Annotated in this window: 21 protein-coding genes; 10 read left to right on the top strand and 11 right to left on the bottom strand. The window is 68.5% G+C overall.

Going from position 1 to position 15,824, the window contains the following annotated elements; translation table 11 throughout:
* A partial coding sequence (locus WEB06_10225) for a hypothetical protein (protein ID MEX2555999.1) occupies positions 1-279 on the bottom strand: 279 nt, incomplete at its 3' end.
* Between the two features lie 20 nt (positions 280-299).
* Positions 300-578: a DUF6457 domain-containing protein gene (locus WEB06_10220; protein MEX2555998.1), complete on the bottom strand. Its 279-nt coding sequence runs from the start codon at positions 576-578 to the stop codon at positions 300-302.
* Positions 579-614: 36 nt separating this feature from the next.
* Between WEB06_10220 and WEB06_10215 the strand changes: the two genes are divergently transcribed.
* Positions 615-1,232 carry a molybdenum cofactor guanylyltransferase gene (locus tag WEB06_10215; protein MEX2555997.1) on the top strand — a complete coding sequence of 206 codons (618 nt, stop codon included), beginning with the start codon at positions 615-617 and terminating at the stop codon, positions 1,230-1,232.
* The gene (gene moaA, locus WEB06_10210) at positions 1,229-2,227 is read left to right on the top strand and encodes a GTP 3',8-cyclase MoaA (protein ID MEX2555996.1); all 999 of its coding nucleotides are present in this window, start codon (positions 1,229-1,231) and stop codon (positions 2,225-2,227) included. The genes WEB06_10215 and moaA overlap by 4 nt, the downstream gene beginning before the upstream one ends.
* On the opposite strand, the gene WEB06_10205 is transcribed toward moaA, so the two are convergent.
* Positions 2,224-2,892 (bottom strand): helix-turn-helix domain-containing protein, encoded by a 669-nt coding sequence (locus tag WEB06_10205; GenBank protein ID MEX2555995.1) that lies wholly within the window; start codon positions 2,890-2,892, stop codon positions 2,224-2,226. The genes moaA and WEB06_10205 overlap by 4 nt on opposite strands.
* A 76-nt stretch (positions 2,893-2,968) precedes the next feature.
* On the opposite strand from WEB06_10205, the gene WEB06_10200 reads away from it, so the two are divergent.
* From WEB06_10200 to WEB06_10175, 6 genes are all read left to right on the top strand, one after another.
* Positions 2,969-3,199: a hypothetical protein gene (locus tag WEB06_10200; GenBank protein MEX2555994.1), complete on the top strand. Its 231-nt coding sequence runs from the start codon at positions 2,969-2,971 to the stop codon at positions 3,197-3,199.
* A 161-nt stretch (positions 3,200-3,360) separates the two neighbouring features.
* On the top strand, positions 3,361-4,119 hold the full coding sequence (locus WEB06_10195; GenBank protein MEX2555993.1) for a phosphoadenylyl-sulfate reductase: 759 nt from the start codon (positions 3,361-3,363) through the stop codon (positions 4,117-4,119).
* Positions 4,092-5,813 carry a nitrite/sulfite reductase gene (locus tag WEB06_10190; protein ID MEX2555992.1) on the top strand — a complete coding sequence of 574 codons (1,722 nt, stop codon included), beginning with the start codon at positions 4,092-4,094 and terminating at the stop codon, positions 5,811-5,813. Before WEB06_10195 ends, WEB06_10190 begins: the two co-directional genes overlap by 28 nt.
* A gap of 144 nt (positions 5,814-5,957) precedes the next feature.
* Entirely contained in the window at positions 5,958-6,215 is a 258-nt protein-coding gene (locus WEB06_10185) for a DUF1416 domain-containing protein (protein MEX2555991.1), read from the top strand.
* Between the two features lie 69 nt (positions 6,216-6,284).
* A complete protein-coding gene (locus tag WEB06_10180) occupies positions 6,285-6,578 on the top strand; it encodes a hypothetical protein (GenBank protein MEX2555990.1) in 294 nt (97 codons plus the stop codon).
* A gap of 79 nt (positions 6,579-6,657) precedes the next feature.
* On the top strand, positions 6,658-6,810 hold the full coding sequence (locus WEB06_10175) for a hypothetical protein (GenBank protein ID MEX2555989.1): 153 nt from the start codon (positions 6,658-6,660) through the stop codon (positions 6,808-6,810).
* A gap of 4 nt (positions 6,811-6,814) precedes the next feature.
* Here the strand turns inward: WEB06_10175 and WEB06_10170 are convergent, their stop codons facing one another.
* On the bottom strand, positions 6,815-7,264 hold the full coding sequence (locus tag WEB06_10170) for an ester cyclase (GenBank protein MEX2555988.1): 450 nt from the start codon (positions 7,262-7,264) through the stop codon (positions 6,815-6,817).
* Between the two features lie 116 nt (positions 7,265-7,380).
* On the opposite strand from WEB06_10170, the gene WEB06_10165 reads away from it, so the two are divergent.
* Complete coding sequence (locus WEB06_10165) at positions 7,381-7,629, top strand: hypothetical protein (GenBank protein ID MEX2555987.1); 249 nt, start codon at positions 7,381-7,383, stop codon at positions 7,627-7,629.
* Positions 7,626-8,030 carry a type II toxin-antitoxin system VapC family toxin gene (locus tag WEB06_10160; GenBank protein MEX2555986.1) on the top strand — a complete coding sequence of 135 codons (405 nt, stop codon included), beginning with the start codon at positions 7,626-7,628 and terminating at the stop codon, positions 8,028-8,030. Before WEB06_10165 ends, WEB06_10160 begins: the two co-directional genes overlap by 4 nt.
* 19 nt (positions 8,031-8,049) lie before the next feature.
* Here WEB06_10160 and WEB06_10155 read toward each other — a convergent pair whose 3' ends face one another.
* From WEB06_10155 to WEB06_10125, 7 genes are all read right to left on the bottom strand, one after another.
* Positions 8,050-9,690 carry an isovaleryl-CoA dehydrogenase gene (locus tag WEB06_10155; protein MEX2555985.1) on the bottom strand — a complete coding sequence of 547 codons (1,641 nt, stop codon included), beginning with the start codon at positions 9,688-9,690 and terminating at the stop codon, positions 8,050-8,052.
* A complete protein-coding gene (locus WEB06_10150) occupies positions 9,677-10,303 on the bottom strand; it encodes a TetR/AcrR family transcriptional regulator (GenBank protein ID MEX2555984.1) in 627 nt (208 codons plus the stop codon). The genes WEB06_10155 and WEB06_10150 overlap by 14 nt, the downstream gene beginning before the upstream one ends.
* Positions 10,304-10,529: 226 nt before the next feature.
* Positions 10,530-12,878 carry a glycoside hydrolase domain-containing protein gene (locus WEB06_10145; GenBank protein MEX2555983.1) on the bottom strand — a complete coding sequence of 783 codons (2,349 nt, stop codon included), beginning with the start codon at positions 12,876-12,878 and terminating at the stop codon, positions 10,530-10,532.
* A 35-nt stretch (positions 12,879-12,913) separates the two neighbouring features.
* Entirely contained in the window at positions 12,914-13,339 is a 426-nt protein-coding gene (locus tag WEB06_10140; protein MEX2555982.1) for a transcriptional repressor, read from the bottom strand.
* Positions 13,336-14,157 (bottom strand): metal ABC transporter permease, encoded by an 822-nt coding sequence (locus WEB06_10135; protein ID MEX2555981.1) that lies wholly within the window; start codon positions 14,155-14,157, stop codon positions 13,336-13,338. Before WEB06_10135 ends, WEB06_10140 begins: the two co-directional genes overlap by 4 nt.
* Entirely contained in the window at positions 14,157-14,909 is a 753-nt protein-coding gene (locus WEB06_10130) for a metal ABC transporter ATP-binding protein (GenBank protein MEX2555980.1), read from the bottom strand. Before WEB06_10130 ends, WEB06_10135 begins: the two co-directional genes overlap by 1 nt.
* Positions 14,894-15,805, bottom strand: a complete 912-nt coding sequence (locus WEB06_10125; protein ID MEX2555979.1) for a metal ABC transporter substrate-binding protein — start codon at positions 15,803-15,805, stop codon at positions 14,894-14,896. Before WEB06_10125 ends, WEB06_10130 begins: the two co-directional genes overlap by 16 nt.
* Between the last annotated feature and the right edge of the window lie 19 nt (positions 15,806-15,824).

The following is a 15,824-nucleotide window of genomic DNA, read 5'->3' as shown; positions in this document are numbered from 1 at the left end:
GCCCGCCGGGGCGGCCGCGCGCCGTTCGGCGTCGACGTGGGAAACGAACCCGACGATGCGCAGCTGCGGCCAACGCTCGCGCCACGCCCCAACGCCTTCGAGCGCATCCGGGGCGTCGAGGTCGAGCACGAGCACGGCCGGAACCTCGTCGGGGGCGGGCAACGCGCGGTGGACCTGGGGGACCAGCCCGGCCGACCGGGCGAGGTCCTCGAGCCGGGCGCGCAGCAGCAGATCGGCCGCGACGATCACCGCGCGCCCGCCTCCCTGCTCGTCCGTCACCGCGCCGTCCCCTCGGTCGCTCAGCCTCCGGGCTGAGCTTGCCAGTCCTTCGCCAGGCGGTCGACCTGGTCGGCGACCGCGCGAAGGTCGATCGGGTCACCTCGGACCTCGGCCCGGCCGGCCGCCAAGCCGACCAGATAGGCCGTCAGCGGCGCGAGGTACCGGACGCCGGTCGCGTCAGCGGTGACCTTCGTGATCCGCAGGAGCAAGCGCATCACCCGGTCGTCCACGGCGGGTCCGTCGCCGTCGCCCAGCCGGGCCTCGACCTCGCCCAACCACTTCGTCTCGTTGGCCTCCATCGCCGGCGCTCCTTCCGATGGTGTACGTTCGATCGGGTGGATGGTGCCACGTCCGACGCCGATCCGAGCGTTGCGGCGGTCGTGCTCGCCGGAGGTCGCTCGAGCAGGATGGGTGCGGACAAGGCGACCGTCCGGTTCTGCGGCCGCCGGATGATCGACCTCGTCGTGGAGCGCCTGCGCGCGCTGACGCCTCGGATCGTAGTGGCCGCACGCGACCGGACCACGCTCGAGCCGCTGACGGTCCCGATCCTCGAAGACGCCGAGGCCTTCGCGGGACCGCTGCCGGCGCTGATCGCGGGCATCCGCGCCGCCGGAACGCCGCACGTCGTCGCCGTCGCGTGTGACATGCCCTTCCTCAACGTTCCGCTCCTGGCGTCCCTCGTGGCTCGGCTGGCCGACGAGACCGACGCCGTCGTGCCGGTAACCGATCACGGCCCGCAGCCGCTCCACGCGGCGTACGGCGACTGCGCTGTCGAGCCGCTGCTCGCTGCGCTGGCCGCCGGAGAGCGGTCGCTGCGGGGCGCGCTCTCGCGCCTCCGGGTACGCTGGGTGGACGCGGACGAGTGGAAGGTCATGGACCCTTCCGGACGTTCGTTCTGGAACGTGAACACGCCCGCGGACCTCGCGGAGGCCGCCTCGATGGGGACGGGATGAGGAAATCGCCGATCGTCGACCGGTTCGGACGCGTCGCGACCGATCTGCGCGTCTCGGTGACCGATCGGTGCAACTTCCGGTGCACCTACTGCATGCCGGCGGAAGGCCTTCAGTGGCTGCCGAGAGCCGAGATCCTGACCTACGAAGAGATCGCACGCCTCGCCGGCGTGTTCCACGCGCTCGGCGTGCGAACGGTTCGACTGACCGGCGGCGAGCCGACCGTACGGCGCGACCTTCCCGAGCTCGTGCGGAAGCTGCGGAACGTCGCCCAAGATCTCGACCTGTCGATGACGACCAACGGTCTCCTGCTCGACGTTCTGGCGGCGCCCCTGAAAGAGGCGGGACTCGACCGGGTCAACGTTTCCGTGGACTCCTTGCTGCGGCACCGTTTCGCGGAGATGACGCGGCGGGACGCGCTCGAAGGCGTCATGCGCGGGCTTCGCGCCGCCGAGGCGGCCGGCCTGTCCCCCATCAAGCTCAACTGCGTGGTGCTGAACGGAACGAACGACGACGAGGTCGCCGATTTCGCGGCGTTCGCGCGAGACACCGGCTACGACGTTCGGTTCATCGAGTACATGCCCCTCGACGCCGACCACGGCTGGGAGCGGGCGAAGGTGCTTCCCAGCCGGAAGGTTCTCGCCCGGATCGCGGAACGTTTCCCGCTGATCCCGGTCGAGCACGAGGGCGATCCGTCGCCGGCGACGACCTGCCGGTTCGCCGACGGAGCGCCGGGCACGGTGGGCGTGATCGCGTCGGTCACCGAGCCCTTCTGCGACTCGTGCGACCGGATGCGGCTCACGGCCGACGGTCAGTTCCGCTCGTGCCTGTTCGCGCTCAACGAGACCAACCTCCGCGACCCGCTGCGCGCGGGGGCTTCCGCGGAGGAGCTGGAGGCGCTGATCCGCGCGGCGATGTGGGAGAAGTGGTCGGGACACCGCATCAACCACCCCGACTTCGTCCAGCCCCAACGGACGATGTCGTCGATCGGCGGCTAGCGCCGCTTCGCGCGGCCTCGCGACTGGGATCCAGCCGTCGAAGGCTTGACCAAAGACGACAGGAGCCCGAAGAGGACTTTCATCAGCTCGTTCGCGCGCTCGTCTCCGTCCGAGCGGATCACGGCGACCTGAGCGATCCCTTCGACGCTCGCGAGCGCCAGCGCGGCGAGATCGTCCGCCGGGATCGAGAGGCTCAGTCCGCCGACTTCCATCCGCTCCTCGATGAATCGGGCGGCACGGTCGACCTGATGACGCTCCCACTCCTCGAGTCGCGGCCGGAATTCCGGGTTGCGCAGGGCGTGCAGGCGGAGCTCGAGCGTGAGCAACGTGAGAACGCGATCGCGGCGGAACAATCTCGTCCAGACGTCGGCCGCGGCGGACACCTGGTTCGAGGAAGTCTCCGTTGCGTCTTCGAGTGCATCCGCGTACGCGACGAACTGACGCTCGATCGTCCAGTCAACGACGGCGATGAGGATGTCCTCTTTGCTCTTGAAGTTCTTGTAGATCGCGCCCCGCGTGAACCCGGCGGCCTGCGCGATCTCCTCGAGCGAGGTGGCGTGGAAGCCGCTTCTCGCGAAGAGCTCTGCGGCCGCCTCGATCAGCGCCGTGCGGGTCAGCTCGCGACGTCGCTCGCGTGTGAGTGGACCGACCCGCTCAGACGGCACCGGTGCCTCTTGACGGCGCAGATACCCATCTGTATTCTAGATACAGGTACGTATCTAACATACTGGAGAGTATACCATGAGCGGCGCAGCGGCCCGGCGCGAGGACGAGACCAAGCCTCTGGCGCCATCGGATCCGGAGCGGGACGCAGCCATCGAATGGGCCCGTCGGCAGATCCGCTGGGAGCACCGGATGGACCTGCTCCGGAGGACCGACGATCGCAACCAGCGGGTCCACGCGCTCCCCTCGCCGGCCACCTCCGATGCAGGGAAGAGCCGAGGCATACGCGCGTCCCAATGCCATTCTTAGCCTGACCCAGGGCTCGACTTTACACTGTTAACACCGGGCAAACGATTTGACTATCGACCCGCGGCGGGGTCATAGTTTCACCCGAACCCCGGATGAAGTTGCAGCGTACCGGGGTTTTCCCCGCATAGATAGGGGAAACGTTCTCGCCCGGAGGCCACGCGTTGACCATCGCCGTAGAAGATCTGAGCCGGCTCGACGCCGCTCCGGCCGAAGAAGTCCTCGGCTGGGCGCTGGAGGAGTTCCATCCGCGGATCGCGATCTCCAGCTCGTTCCAGGCAGAGTCGATGGTCGTGATCGATCTCGCGAGCAAGATCCGGCCCGACGTGCGGATCTTCACGATCGACACGGGGCGGCTGCCGCAGGAGACGCACACGCTCATCGACGCGATCCGACATCGCTACGACATCAAGATCGACGTCCTCCATCCGGATCATGCGCGGGTGCAGGCCATGGTCCGCCAGCACGGCATGAACCTCTTCCAGCGGCACCAGACTCTGCGGATGCTCTGCTGCCACATCAGGAAAGTCGAGCCCCTCCGCCGCGCGCTGTCCGATCTGGATGGGTGGATCACCGGCCTTCGCCGCGACCAGGCGACGACGCGCGCCGGCACCGGCAAGGTCGAGATCGACGAGACACACGGCGGCATCGTGAAGATCAATCCGCTCGCCGACTGGAGAAGGGACGACGTCTGGGGGTACATCCGCGCCGAGCGTCTCCCCTACAACGAGCTCTACGACCGTGGATACGCCTCCATCGGCTGCGCCCCCTGCACCCGCGCGATCGCGCACGGCGAGGACGAACGCGCCGGGCGCTGGTGGTGGGAGAGCTCGGAATTCAAGGAGTGCGGCCTCCACCGGGAGATGCCGCACGAGCGGTTCGATCAGGAGCTCGAGTGGATCGACGAAGCGACCAAGCCGTAGCCGCACCGCCTCGCGCACCGAGCAAGCCCAAGCGCGCGCAGGGCCAGTGGGCGCACGGCTACTACGAACCGCTCAATGCCGCCGAGCAGACGAAACGCGACGACGACGGCCTCAACGTCCGCGGGCGCATCGAGAAGATCTATGCGGTGCGGGGCTTCCGCTCGATCCCAGCCCCCGACCTTCGGTCGCGCTTCCGTTGGTGGGGCCTCTACACGCAGCGCAAGCAGGGAACGCCCGCAGGCATCACCGCGACGGCGAAACCCGAAGAACTCGAGGACGAGTTCTTCATGCTGCGAGTCCGGATCCCCGGCGGCGCGCTGAACGCCGAGCAGCTGCGGGCGATCGCGTGGGCGTCGGAGCGGTTCGGCCGCGACGTCGCCGACGTGACCGACCGGCAGAACGTCCAGCTCCATTGGATCCGGATCCAGGACGTTCCCCGGATCTGGGAGGCGCTCGAGCGCACCGGGCTGACGACGTGCGAGGCGTGCGGAGACACGCCTCGGAACATGATCGGGTGCCCGCTCGCCGGCGTGGACGCCGGCGAGCTGATCGATGCCACCCCGTTCATCGAACTGACACACAAGCGTTTCGTCGGCGATCCCGCGTTCTCGAACCTGCCGCGCAAGTTCAAGACCTCCATCGCCGGATGCACCCAGCGATGCGCGCAGCACGAGATCAACGACGTCTCGTTCGTCGGCGTTCGCCGCGAGGGAGACGGTGTGGGATTCGACCTGTGGGTCGGCGGAGGCCTCGGCCCGAACCCCCGCTACGCGGAGCGTCTCGGTGTGTTCGTCGAACCCGACCTGGTGCCCGACGTCTGGGCCGCGGTCGCGGGAACGTTCCGGGACTACGGGTACCGGCGTTCGCGGAACCACGCCCGGCTCAAGTTCCTCATGGCGGATTGGGGACCGGAGCGGTTCCGCGAGGTGATGGAGCGGGAGTACCTCGGGTTCGCCTTGCCCGACGGCGACCCGCCGCCGGCCACGACCACATCCCAGCGCGATCACATCGGCGTCTTCGAGCAGAGCGACGGACGAAGCTACGTCGGCTTCGCGCCCAAGGCCGGACGGATCCACGGTCATCAGCTCCGCGCCGTCGCCGATCTGGCCGAACGCTACGCCGGCGGGCGCATCCGCACGACGACCCAGCAGAAGATGGTGATCCTCGACGTGCTGCCGGAACGGGCTGAGGAGCTGGTCTCCGCGCTCGAGGACTTGGATCTGCGGGTCCGCCCGAGCGCGTTCCGCCGCGGGGCGATGGCGTGCACCGGCATCGAGTTCTGCAAGCTCGCGCTGTCGGAAACGAAGATGCGGGCGCAGTATCTCTATCAGGAGCTCGAGGAGCGGCTGCCGGACTTCGACGAGGACATCCGGATCAACGTGAACGGATGCCCGAACTCGTGCGCGCGGTTCCAGATCGCCGACATCGGCCTCATGGGCGCGATCATGTCGCGCTCCAACGGCACCAAGTCCGACGGGTTCCTGGTCCATCTGGGAGGGCACCTGGGTGAGGGCCACTCCTTCGGCCGCAAGGTGAAAGGGGTCCGCGTGCTCGGAGAGGACCTCGCGGGCTACGTCGAGGCCCTGTTGCGCCGGTACGTGGCGCGGCGGAACGGCCACGGCTCGTTCGCCGAGTACGTGAACTCGCTGTCCGACGACGAGCTGGTCGCCTTCGCCGCTCCGCCGCGCGGATGAGCGTAACCCGGGCGGAGCCGTTCTACTGTCCGTACTGCGGAGAGCAGGACATCCGCCCTGGCGAGGAAGAGCGGTCGTACCACTGCAGCACCTGCGATCGCACTTGGAAGCTGGAGTACAAGGGACTGAGAGGAGGAGGGTGAGATGCCATCGATCAACGGGGCGGTGACGCTCGAGGGGAAGCCGGCCGGCGGCGTGTACGTCCGGCTCATCGGGCCGTCCGGCGAGTTCGTGTCCGAGCAGTACACCAAGGACGACGGGAAGTTCACGTTCCACGTCGCGCCGGGGTCCTGGACCCTCGAGGCCAAGGCCGCCGGGGCGTCGGAGTCCACGCAGCAGATCGACATCACCGCCGAGGGCGCGGAAGTATCAACGATCGCGGTCGACCTGGTGAGCGCCTGATCACGAGGCGCGACTCGGGAGCGGTCAGCCGGTATCCTTCCGCCGACGACGACGTGACGCGGAGGCGCCGTGCCCGAAGTCATCGCCAGGACGAACGTGCTGTCGGACGACGGCACCCACGAGCACGTCATCCTTGCCGGCTACACCTCCGGGCATCTCGGCTCCGGAGAGCCGATCACGATCGGCGTCGAGCGGCTGACCCAGCTCGTCTGGACGGGCGAGCGATTCTTCGTCAAGACCGATGATGGAGAGGCCGACGTCGTCATCGGCAAATGCCCGGTCTGCGGTCTCGAGCCCTACTTCCGCACAAGCGCCGACGCTGGGGACGAGCAAAAGCTCCTCGCCCTCCCGCTGGCCGGCTGAAGAGTTCACCCAGCCGTTACGCGATCGAAAACCGCTCGAAACCTCCACCCGCTAGTCTCGCCCGTGGGAGGTGGGATGCATGGAAGCCCTACTGGAACGGCTGGAAGACGTCGAGGACGACCTGATGAGCCGCGCCTTCCTCTACGACGTGCCGGTCGCGTATCGGGACGGCGTGGAAGCGGCACTGACGGCGGTCCGAGCGGTCCTCGGTCGCGCCACCGCAGCAGCGTAAAGATCTAACCGGCGAGGAGCTTCGCCGAGGCGCGAACCTCCTCGATGCCGATCCCGAGCTGATCGCACAGGCTCGCGATGTCGTAGTAAGCCCGCTCGGACTCCATCAGCCCGTCCTTGAACCGGACGACGGCGATGAAGGGCATCTCCAAGCGGCGTCCGGTGGGCGCCACGCCCATGAACTCGCCCTTCATCGTCGCGGCGAAGGTCCCCCACTCGACCAGCGTGTCGTCGCCGAACGCACGGTCGTCGATGCTCAGGACCGCGTCGGGGAACGTGTAGAACAGCGTCGCGTATTGCAACGCTACCCCCTGCTTGCCTTCGAACTTCAGGCCGAGCGCGACGATCTCGAGGAAGCACTCGTCCACGAACGTCGCGACCGCCGCGTCCACGTCTCCGCGATTCTCCGCCGCTATGTGCTCGTCCTGAACCTTGCCCATCTCTTCCGGTGTCATTCGTCCCCCTGGGTTCTCACGCCGGAGGATAGAGCGCCTCGACTCATCGCGCTCGATCGCCGCCAATCCGTCAGGCTCGCTTGACACGATGGGGGATATCCGGATATCCTCGGCTCATGGCGAAGGTTCTTGTTTCCTTCGACGATCGATTGCTGGCCAGAGTCGATCGGGAGGCCAAACGCCAAGGACTCACGCGAAGCGCATACCTCGCCCGAATGGCGGAACGCGAGCTCGGCGCTCGCAACGGACCGGGACGGCAGGCCAGCGTCCGACGCGCGATGGACCGGCTGGACGCGCTCTTCCGCGCCCACGGGATGCCCGAGGACCCCACGGTCGCGATCCGAGCAGAGCGAGACGCCCGGTGACCGAGGCGGTCCTCGACGCATCAGTCGTGCTCAAGTGGTTCGCGCCGAAGGCTGAGGTCTCATCCGAGCGAGCCCGTATCGTTCGGGAACGGCATCGCGCCGGCGAACTGATCGTGATCGTACCGTCGTTGCTCTTTCTCGAGATCCTCAACGTTGCCGGTCGCCGGTGGACGTGGCCCGAGGCCGACCTCCTCGACCTGGCGGCGTCTCTGAAGATGGTCGCCTTCGACGTGGCGGAGGCAGACCTCGAAGATCTGACTCCTTGGATCGCCTGGGGACTCTCTGCATACGACGCGGCCTACGTTGCGCTGGCTGAGTCCCGGGGTATCCCACTCCTTACCGAGGACGACCGGATCCTGGCCGTCGCTCCGGAGACAGCGATCGACCTCGCGTCGATCTGAACACCAGCGTCGACGAGGGCTAGAGCTTCGGCCGGGCCCGTTCGACGATCGCGCCGAGGTCCGGCCCGGACGGGAGCGTCCCGAACGCGCGGCCCCAATCGCCTCCCAAGCGTGACGCGCAGAACACGTCGGCGGCCGCGGGCGAGGCGTGGCGCACCATCAGCGAGCCCTGCAGCGCGAGCGCCAGGCGCTCCACCAAACGGCGAGCCCGCGCTTCGATCCCATCCGTGGGATCGGCCAACTCCACTCGCACCGATGCGATGAAAGAATCCAGCCGCGGATCCGCGCCCGACGCGAGCTCGATCTCCGCGAAGAGCGCGTCCAACGCTTGCGGCGTCTTCGCGAGCGCGCGCAGCACGTCGAGGCAGATCACGTTGCCCGAGCCTTCCCAGATCGAGTTCAGCGGGCTCTCGCGGAATAACCGCGGCATCCCCGAGTCCTCCACGTACCCGTTCCCGCCGAGCACCTCCAGCGCCTCGGCGGCGTGCGCCGGGCCTCGCTTGCAGATCCAGTACTTCGAGATCGCCGCGGCCAGCCGCCGGAACAGCATCTCCTGCTCGTCGTCGGCCCCCGCGTCGTAGGCGCGCGCGAGCCGCATCGCGGTGATCGTCGCTGCTTCGGACTCGAGCGCGAGATCGGCCAGCACGTTGCCCATCAACGGCTGGTCGATCAGCGTCCTGCCGAAGGCCGAGCGGTACGCGGCGTGGTGTGTCGCCTGCGCGACCCCTTGCCGCATCTGCGCCGTGGTCCCGATCACGCAGTCGAGCCGGGTGTGGGTGACCATGTCGATGATCGTCGGAACGCCGCGCCCCTCCTCCCCCACCATCCACGCCGTCGCACCGGCGAACTCGACCTCGCTGGACGCGTTGGACCGGTTCCCGAGCTTGTCCTTCAGCCGCTGGATGTGGAAGGCGTTGCGCGTCCCGTCGGGGAGCCAGCGCGGCAGCAAGAAGCACGACAGCCCGCCCGGCGCCTGCGCGAGCACGAGGAACGCGTCGCACATCGGCGCCGAGCAGAACCATTTGTGACCCGTGATCGTGTATTCGGAGCCCGGTCCGCCGCCGTTGGAAGGCTCGGCGCGTGTTGCGTTGGTGCGAACGTCGGAGCCGCCCTGCTTCTCGGTCATCGCCATCCCGGCGAGCGCGCCGCGCTTCGACGCCGACGGCATCGAGCGCGGGTCGTATTCGAGCGAGGTGAACCGCGGCTCCCACTCGGCCGCGAGCTCCGGCTGCTTCCGCAGCGCCGGCATGACCGAGTAGGTCATGGAGATGGGGCAGCCGTGGCCGGCCTCGACCTGCCAGGTCATGAACATCGCTGCCCGGGCGACGTGCGCGCCGGGCCGGTCGTCGCGCCACGGCAGCGCGTGGAGTCCATGCGAGACGGCGATCTCCATCAGACGATGCCAGGAGGGATGGAACTCGATCTCGTCGATGCGGTTCCCGTAACGATCGTGGGTGCGCAGCACCGGCGGGTTGACGTTGGCCTGAACCCCCCACGCCTGCGCGGTCTCGGACCCGGCGATCTCGCCGAGCTCGCGACAAGCGTCCTCCGCCCAATCGGCGCCTTCGCGGCCCAGCGCTTCGACGAGCGCGCGGTCGGACTCGAAGACGTTGTAACCGGCGAGCGGCGGCGGCTGGTTGGTGACCTCATGCGTTCGCATACGAGACCTCCTGAGAGATGGCACGCGTGCAGAACCGAACGATCGCTTCGACGAGCCGCCCGGGGTTCCGGGATCGCGTGGACGGCGAGAGCGGCCCGACGAGCGCCTCGCCCATCGCGCCGACCAAAGCCGATGCGGCGACCTGCACGTCTTGCTCGGGGAGCTCGCCGGTCGCGATCCCTTCGCGCAACAGGCGCGCGAAGACGTCGCGGTACGCGCGGCGGAACCGGAGCCGCTCCTCGTCGACCGCGGGGTCGGCGGGCTCCGCGATCAAGGCGTACGCGAGCCGCCGGCCGCTGAGGGCCCGCCCGGCGAACGTCTCGAGCGCGGCTACCAGGCGGTCTGTGGGTCGCGCGTCCGGGCGCGCGACGACCGCGCGCACCACCGCCAGCTCGCGCCCGGACGCGCGACGAAACACCTCCGCGAAGAGCTCGGCTTTGGACGAGAAGTGGCGGTAGACGCTTCCCGTCGCGACGCCGGCCTCATCGGCCACGGCCGCGATGGACGCGGCGCGGTAACCGCCGCGCGCGATCAGGCCGAGCGCTGCCCGCACGATGCGCTCGCGCGTCTCCGCGAGCCGCGCCTCCATCAGCTCCGTCCGGCGATAAGCCATCACAAGGATTGAACTACGGTTCATTCCTTGCCGTCAAGGGTTCCTCACGGCGATGATGCACCGCATGGAGCTCGCCGGCCGTGCGACGGCGGGAACCGTCGTTCCGGCGAAGCGGATCGCGGGCGTGACGTCCGAATGCTTGGTGCTCAGGCGCCGGGACTAAGTACAGGGTCGTTGTCCTGCGTCCCGAGCGCCGGGTCGACGACGGCAGCGAGGTCTTCTGACCTCAGATCGGCGAGGCCGTGAGGCCGTACGTCCCGTCGCCTGCCGAGAACCAGGTGAAGATCCTCGTGGAGCAGCACATGTGGAAGAGATCGCCGTCTCCGTCCGCGTCGGCGTCACCGGTGCGCCATGAGCCCAGCTGTAACCCATACCCGATCCAGGGGCGGAACCCCTCGACGGTGAAGCTTCCGTCGCCGGTCGACAGCCACACCAGCGCGTAGTCGCTGCAGCACAGGTGGACAAGATCGCCTTGGCCGTCGCCGTTCACGTCCGAGGCCGCCCATCTGCCCTGCTGCACGACGTACCCGTTCCAAGGACGGAATCCCTTCACCGAGAAGCTTCCGTCGCCGTTCGAAAGCCACACGAGCGCGTAATCCTTGCAACACAGATGAACCAGATCGCCGTGGCCGTCGCCGTCCACGTCCAACCCCGCCCACGAACCCTGCTGTAACCCATAGCCGGCCCAGGGACGGAACCCCTTTACCGTGAACGATCCGTCGCCGTTCGAAAGCCACACAAGCGCGTAATCCTTGCAACACAGATGAACCAGATCGCCTTGGCCGTCACCGTCGACGTCCGAGGCCGCCCATCCGCCTTGCAGGACGACGTACCCAGCCCAGGGACGGAATCCCTTCACCGTGAACGATCCGTCGCCGTTCGAAAGCCACACGAGCGCGTAATCCTTGCAACACAGATGAACCAGATCGCCGTGGCCGTCACCGTCGAAGTCCAACCCGGCCCACGAGCCCTGCTGTAACTCGTAGCCGGCCCACGGGCGGAATCCCACGACCGTGAACGATCCGTCGCCGTCGGACAGCCACACCAGCGCGTGGTCCTTACAACAGAGATGGACCAGATCGTCTCGGGCGTCGCCGTTCACGTCCGAGCTGATCCATCCAGGGAGCTGCAGGTCGTAGCCGGCCCACGGGCGGAAGCTCTTCACCGTGTAGGTTCCGTCCCCTTGACTCATCCAGGTGTTGGCGTAGTCGCCGCAGCACAAGTGGACCAGATCCGTCCCTCCGACGCCGTCGAAGTTGCCGGTGACCCATCGCGGCGCGGCGGCGAACCGCACGACGGGCGCGTCGATCAAGTCGTTGTCGATGTTGATCTGTTCGCCGCCCCACGTCTCGACGTGCCCGCCTCTGTACTGATGGATCCTCTGATGGTTCGTCCAGATCGAGTCGGGCAGCCATTCCTCGTGGTGACCGAAGATGCGCTTCGACTCGCCCCAGTGGGCGGTCCAGATGACGTCCGGCCTGAAGTATCCCGGGGTGTTGTAGGCGGCCGAGAGATTCGCGACGCCCGACGCCTCGCTCGAGTAGACGCCCGATACGTACCCGCGCTCGTGCAACCGCTTGGTCCAGTTCTGGAGGAACGTATGGACGGCGTTGATGCACGTCGAGTTGCCCGAATACGCCTCCATGTCGAAGTACAGCGGCGAGCCGGTCGGCAAGCCGAACTTGTCGGCTTGCGCGATGGAGTCGTTGGCGGCCGCGGTCCCCTGCGCCGCGGCGGAAGCGGGATCGATCTTCACGCCCGAGCCCGAGTAGCAGGGTGCCTGCCTTCCCACATACAGGGGAAGGAAGGACCACCCCTGCCGCGCGGCCGACGACACCCAGTCGGCGGACAGCGTCTGAGCCTTGCATCCGTGATTAACGCCCCCGACGTAGATGCCGATCGCTCGATACGGAGAGGCGAGCCACGCCTGCATCTTCTCGAGCGACGGGTTCGCGCACGTATCGAACCCGTCGCCTGCGAAGATGCCCTTCTGCAGCGGAGCCGGCTGCGTCTGCGCGGCCGAGAACCCGGGGATCGCCGCCGCCTCCCCCGCCGGCGCCTCTCCGGTCGGGGCGGGGCCGCCCGGCGTCGGCGATGCCGCTCCTGTTACGCGGATGCTTGCGACGATCTGGTCGGCGAGCGCCTCGCGCGCACCGAACGTCACGCGGACGATCGTTCGCGGACGCTCGAGCCCGACGACCACCCGGCCGCCGGCACGGCCGATCTCATCGACCCGTGCCGGCTCCCCGCCGACGTTCCGGCGGGCGGCCCCTCGCATGGAGGCGTCGGTTTCCTCGTCCCAGGGCTCCAGGTGGACGGCTTCGGCTGCGCCGACGATGACGGCAGGACACAGCGCTTCGGGGCCTTGATGGCCGAGGTACACGGTGTTCACGTCGAACCGCGCGCACCGGGTCGGCTCCCGGCGCAGATCGACGACGGGCCAGTCTGGCGGCACGCGGACGGTCACGCCGCCGAACGACACGACCTTGCCTTCGGTCGCCGACCCTGCGGTTCCCGGGGACGCGGCGACGGCGGCCAGCGAGACCACACAGATGAGCGAGCGCCGGAGACGCATGCGGATCGCTGAAGCCTACCCGCGGAGGAGGATCGTTACCGGCGCTGCCGTCCGCTCGGTTTGGTGAGGGCCCGCTTGCCGGCCGAGCGAGCACAGTCCTCGCAGATCCCCAGGATCTCGGCGCGATGGGTTCGGACCCGGAAACCGCGGGGCCGCGCGACCCGAGACGCCCACTCGCTCACGTCGCATTCTGGGATCTCCTCCACCCGGCCGCAGGACTCGCATACCAGGTGATGGTGGTGCTCGATCGAACAGACGCGGTACCGGAGCTGGACCGGGTCCTCGCGCAAGACGTCGACGACACCGTCCTCGGCGAGCATCCGGAGCGCGCGATAGACGGTCGCCAGGCCGGTCCGGCTACCGGCGTGGCGCAACCGGTCGTGCAACTCTTGCGCCGAGAGCGCTTCGCCTCCGGCGAGTGACGCCAGCACTTCACTCCGTTGCTTCGTCTCACGCCTCACGCCGCGACCCTCCCCCGCGCGAGTGAACGCCGAGCGAGCCGGAACGCGTCCGAGATCAGGTACGCGGCGACCGCGACGAGGACGATGGTGCCGCTGGGCACCGTGTCCAAGGCGTACGAGGCCGCGATCCCCGTGACCGCGCACGCGGCGCCGGCCAGCGACGCGGTCACCAGCGTCGCCTTGAAACTCCGAACGACGTTGCGCGCGATGCCAACCGGCAGGACCATCATGGCCGCGATGAGTAGGATGCCCACGACGCGCATCCCGACCCCGATCGTCAACGCCGTGAGCATCATGAGTCCTGCGTTGAGGGCGCCGACCGGCAGCCCACGGACGACCGCCGCCTCCTCGTCGATCGCGACGGCGACGAGGCCCCGGTAGCTGAGGGCGACGACGCCGAGGATGAAGACGGCGAGCACCACGATCGTTACGAGCTCGCCGGTCGTGACGCTGAGCACCTGACCGAACAGGATCCCAAGAAGCCCCGCGTTGAACGATCCGCCGAGCTGAAGCACGACCGCGCCCAAGGCGATCGAGCCGTAGAAGAACAGCGCAAGGCCCATGTCGGCCTCCTCGGGACTCCGGCGACGCATCGCGTCGATCCCGATCGCCCCCAGCACCGCGAACGTGAGCGCCGCGGCGAGCGGCGACACATCGAGCCACAGCGCGAACGCCACGCCGGCGAACGCGACGTGACCGATGCCGTCGCCGATCAGCGAGAGCCGCTTCTGAACGACGAACGTCCCGATCGACGGCGCCGCCGCCCCGACGGCCGCACCGGCAACGACCGACATCCAGAACAGCTCGAAGAAGCCCATCAGTGGCCCCCCACCGGGTGGTCCTCGACGAACATGCCGATCTGCTCGCGCGCTTCTTCGAGTGGGATCTCGTCCAGATGCCCTTGATGGAGAGCCACGACGCGCGTGAGGGAGGGCCCGACCGCTCCGACGTCGTGGGCCACCATCATGATCGTGACCCCGGAGGCATTCAGGTCGCGCAGGATCTCCGCGAAGCGCGACTGCGACTCCTTGTCGACACCCGCCGTCGGCTCGTCGAGCACGATCAGCCGTGGGTCGGATACCAGAGCGCGAGCGATGAGAACGCGCTGCTGCTCGCCGCCGGACAGCTCCCCGATCCGTCGGCCGGCCAGGTGCGCAAGGCCGACGCGGTCCAGCGCCTTCGCGGCGGCCTCCCGGTCCGCACGGCGGAAGACCCCGAACGGCGAACCGTGCACCCTCCCGGTGAGTACCACCTCGGCGACCGTGGCCGGCACTCGCGAGGAGATCGCCGCGCGCTGCGGCACGTAGCCGACCTTCTCGCGCGCGCGGGCGTCCCGAGCGGGAAACCCGAACAGGGTCGCCGCTCCCCCCTCCGGCTCGAGCAGGCCGAGCGCGACCTTGACCAAGGTGCTCTTGCCGCTCCCGTTCGGCCCGAGCAGCACGAGGAAGTCGCCGGCCCGCACGGACAGGCTCACGCGGTTGAGAACACGCCCGCTCTCGAAAGCGAACTCGATCCCACGAACCTCGAGAACCGCGCCGTCCGGTGCGCGATCGCTCAGCTCTGCTTGCATTGCAGCCCCAAAGCGAGCGCGGCAAGGTTCGCGCGCATCAACGACGCGTACGTCTCGCCCACGACGCGCTGCTCCTCGGTGAGCCCCTCGACCGGGTTGAGCACCGCCGTGCGCGCCCGCACCGTGCGGGCGATCGTTTCCGCCACACGCGGACTCACCAAGGTCTCGAAGAAGATCGTCTTCACGCCGGCTTGCTCGGCGAACCGGGCAACCTCCTCGAGCCGGCGAGGCGACGGCTCGGCCTCGGGCGACAAGCCCGAGATGGCGATCTGCTCGAGGCCGTACCGAGCCGCGAGGTAGCCGAACGCCGCGTGCGCGGTGACGATCTCCCGCTGCCGGCACGTTGCCAAGGTGTCGGCGAAGCTGCGATGCAGCTCCTCGAGCGACGTCTTATAGGTGAACGCGCGGCTTTCGAACACCGTCTGCTCCTCCGGGAACCGCGCGGTCATCTCCTCGGCCACCCGCTCGACGATGCGGATCATGAGCAGCGGATCCAGCCAGACGTGGGGATCGGTAGCCTCACCCTCCTCGACCCCATCCTTCACCGGGAGCCCTTCCAGCAGGTCGACGGCGGCGGTCTTGTTGGGTATGGCCCCGATCGCGTCCTCGAGGGCCGGCTGGAAGCCACCACCGAGGTACAGGATGAGGTCGGCCGAGCGGATCAGCCCGACATCGCTCGGCTTCAACTCGAGGTCGTGCGGCTCGACGCCCGTGGGAGTGATGTCGTGGACGCGCGCGAATGGGCCCCCGACCCGGCGGGCCGCTTCGGCCAGCGGGTAGAAGGCCGCTACGACGTCCAGGCCGGGGCTCGGCGACGTCCTGCTCCCGCCGCATCCGGCCGACGCCATCGCGAGAGCGAGCGCGGTGGCGACCACGCTCCTTCGGGCCCGAGCCATGCACCGACCGTAAGCGATA

The organism is Actinomycetota bacterium (assembly GCA_040905475.1).
GTDB lineage: Bacteria > Actinomycetota > AC-67 > AC-67 > AC-67 > DATFGK01.
The sequence above is the reverse complement of the archived record's forward strand: the minus strand, read 5'-3'. Positions and strand labels throughout refer to the sequence as shown.

Bases quoted from the DNA above. Each gene is read 5' to 3' on its own strand.
- WEB06_10135 (MEX2555981.1), bottom strand. From the start codon at position 14,157: ATGGGCTTCTTCGAGCTGTTCTGGATGTCGGTCGTTGCCGGTGCGGCC.
- WEB06_10145 (MEX2555983.1), bottom strand. From the start codon at position 12,878: ATGCGTCTCCGGCGCTCGCTCATCTGTGTGGTCTCGCTGGCCGCCGTC.
- WEB06_10220 (MEX2555998.1), bottom strand. From the start codon at position 578: ATGGAGGCCAACGAGACGAAGTGGTTGGGCGAGGTCGAGGCCCGGCTG.
- WEB06_10185 (MEX2555991.1), top strand. From the start codon at position 5,958: ATGCCATCGATCAACGGGGCGGTGACGCTCGAGGGGAAGCCGGCCGGC.
- WEB06_10155 (MEX2555985.1), bottom strand. From the start codon at position 9,690: ATGCGAACGCATGAGGTCACCAACCAGCCGCCGCCGCTCGCCGGTTAC.
- moaA (MEX2555996.1), top strand. From the start codon at position 1,229: ATGAGGAAATCGCCGATCGTCGACCGGTTCGGACGCGTCGCGACCGAT.
- WEB06_10130 (MEX2555980.1), bottom strand. From the start codon at position 14,909: ATGCAAGCAGAGCTGAGCGATCGCGCACCGGACGGCGCGGTTCTCGAG.
- WEB06_10165 (MEX2555987.1), top strand. From the start codon at position 7,381: ATGGCGAAGGTTCTTGTTTCCTTCGACGATCGATTGCTGGCCAGAGTC.
- WEB06_10175 (MEX2555989.1), top strand. From the start codon at position 6,658: ATGGAAGCCCTACTGGAACGGCTGGAAGACGTCGAGGACGACCTGATG.
- WEB06_10170 (MEX2555988.1), bottom strand. From the start codon at position 7,264: ATGACACCGGAAGAGATGGGCAAGGTTCAGGACGAGCACATAGCGGCG.
- WEB06_10150 (MEX2555984.1), bottom strand. From the start codon at position 10,303: ATGGCTTATCGCCGGACGGAGCTGATGGAGGCGCGGCTCGCGGAGACG.
- WEB06_10125 (MEX2555979.1), bottom strand. From the start codon at position 15,805: ATGGCTCGGGCCCGAAGGAGCGTGGTCGCCACCGCGCTCGCTCTCGCG.
- WEB06_10200 (MEX2555994.1), top strand. From the start codon at position 2,969: ATGAGCGGCGCAGCGGCCCGGCGCGAGGACGAGACCAAGCCTCTGGCG.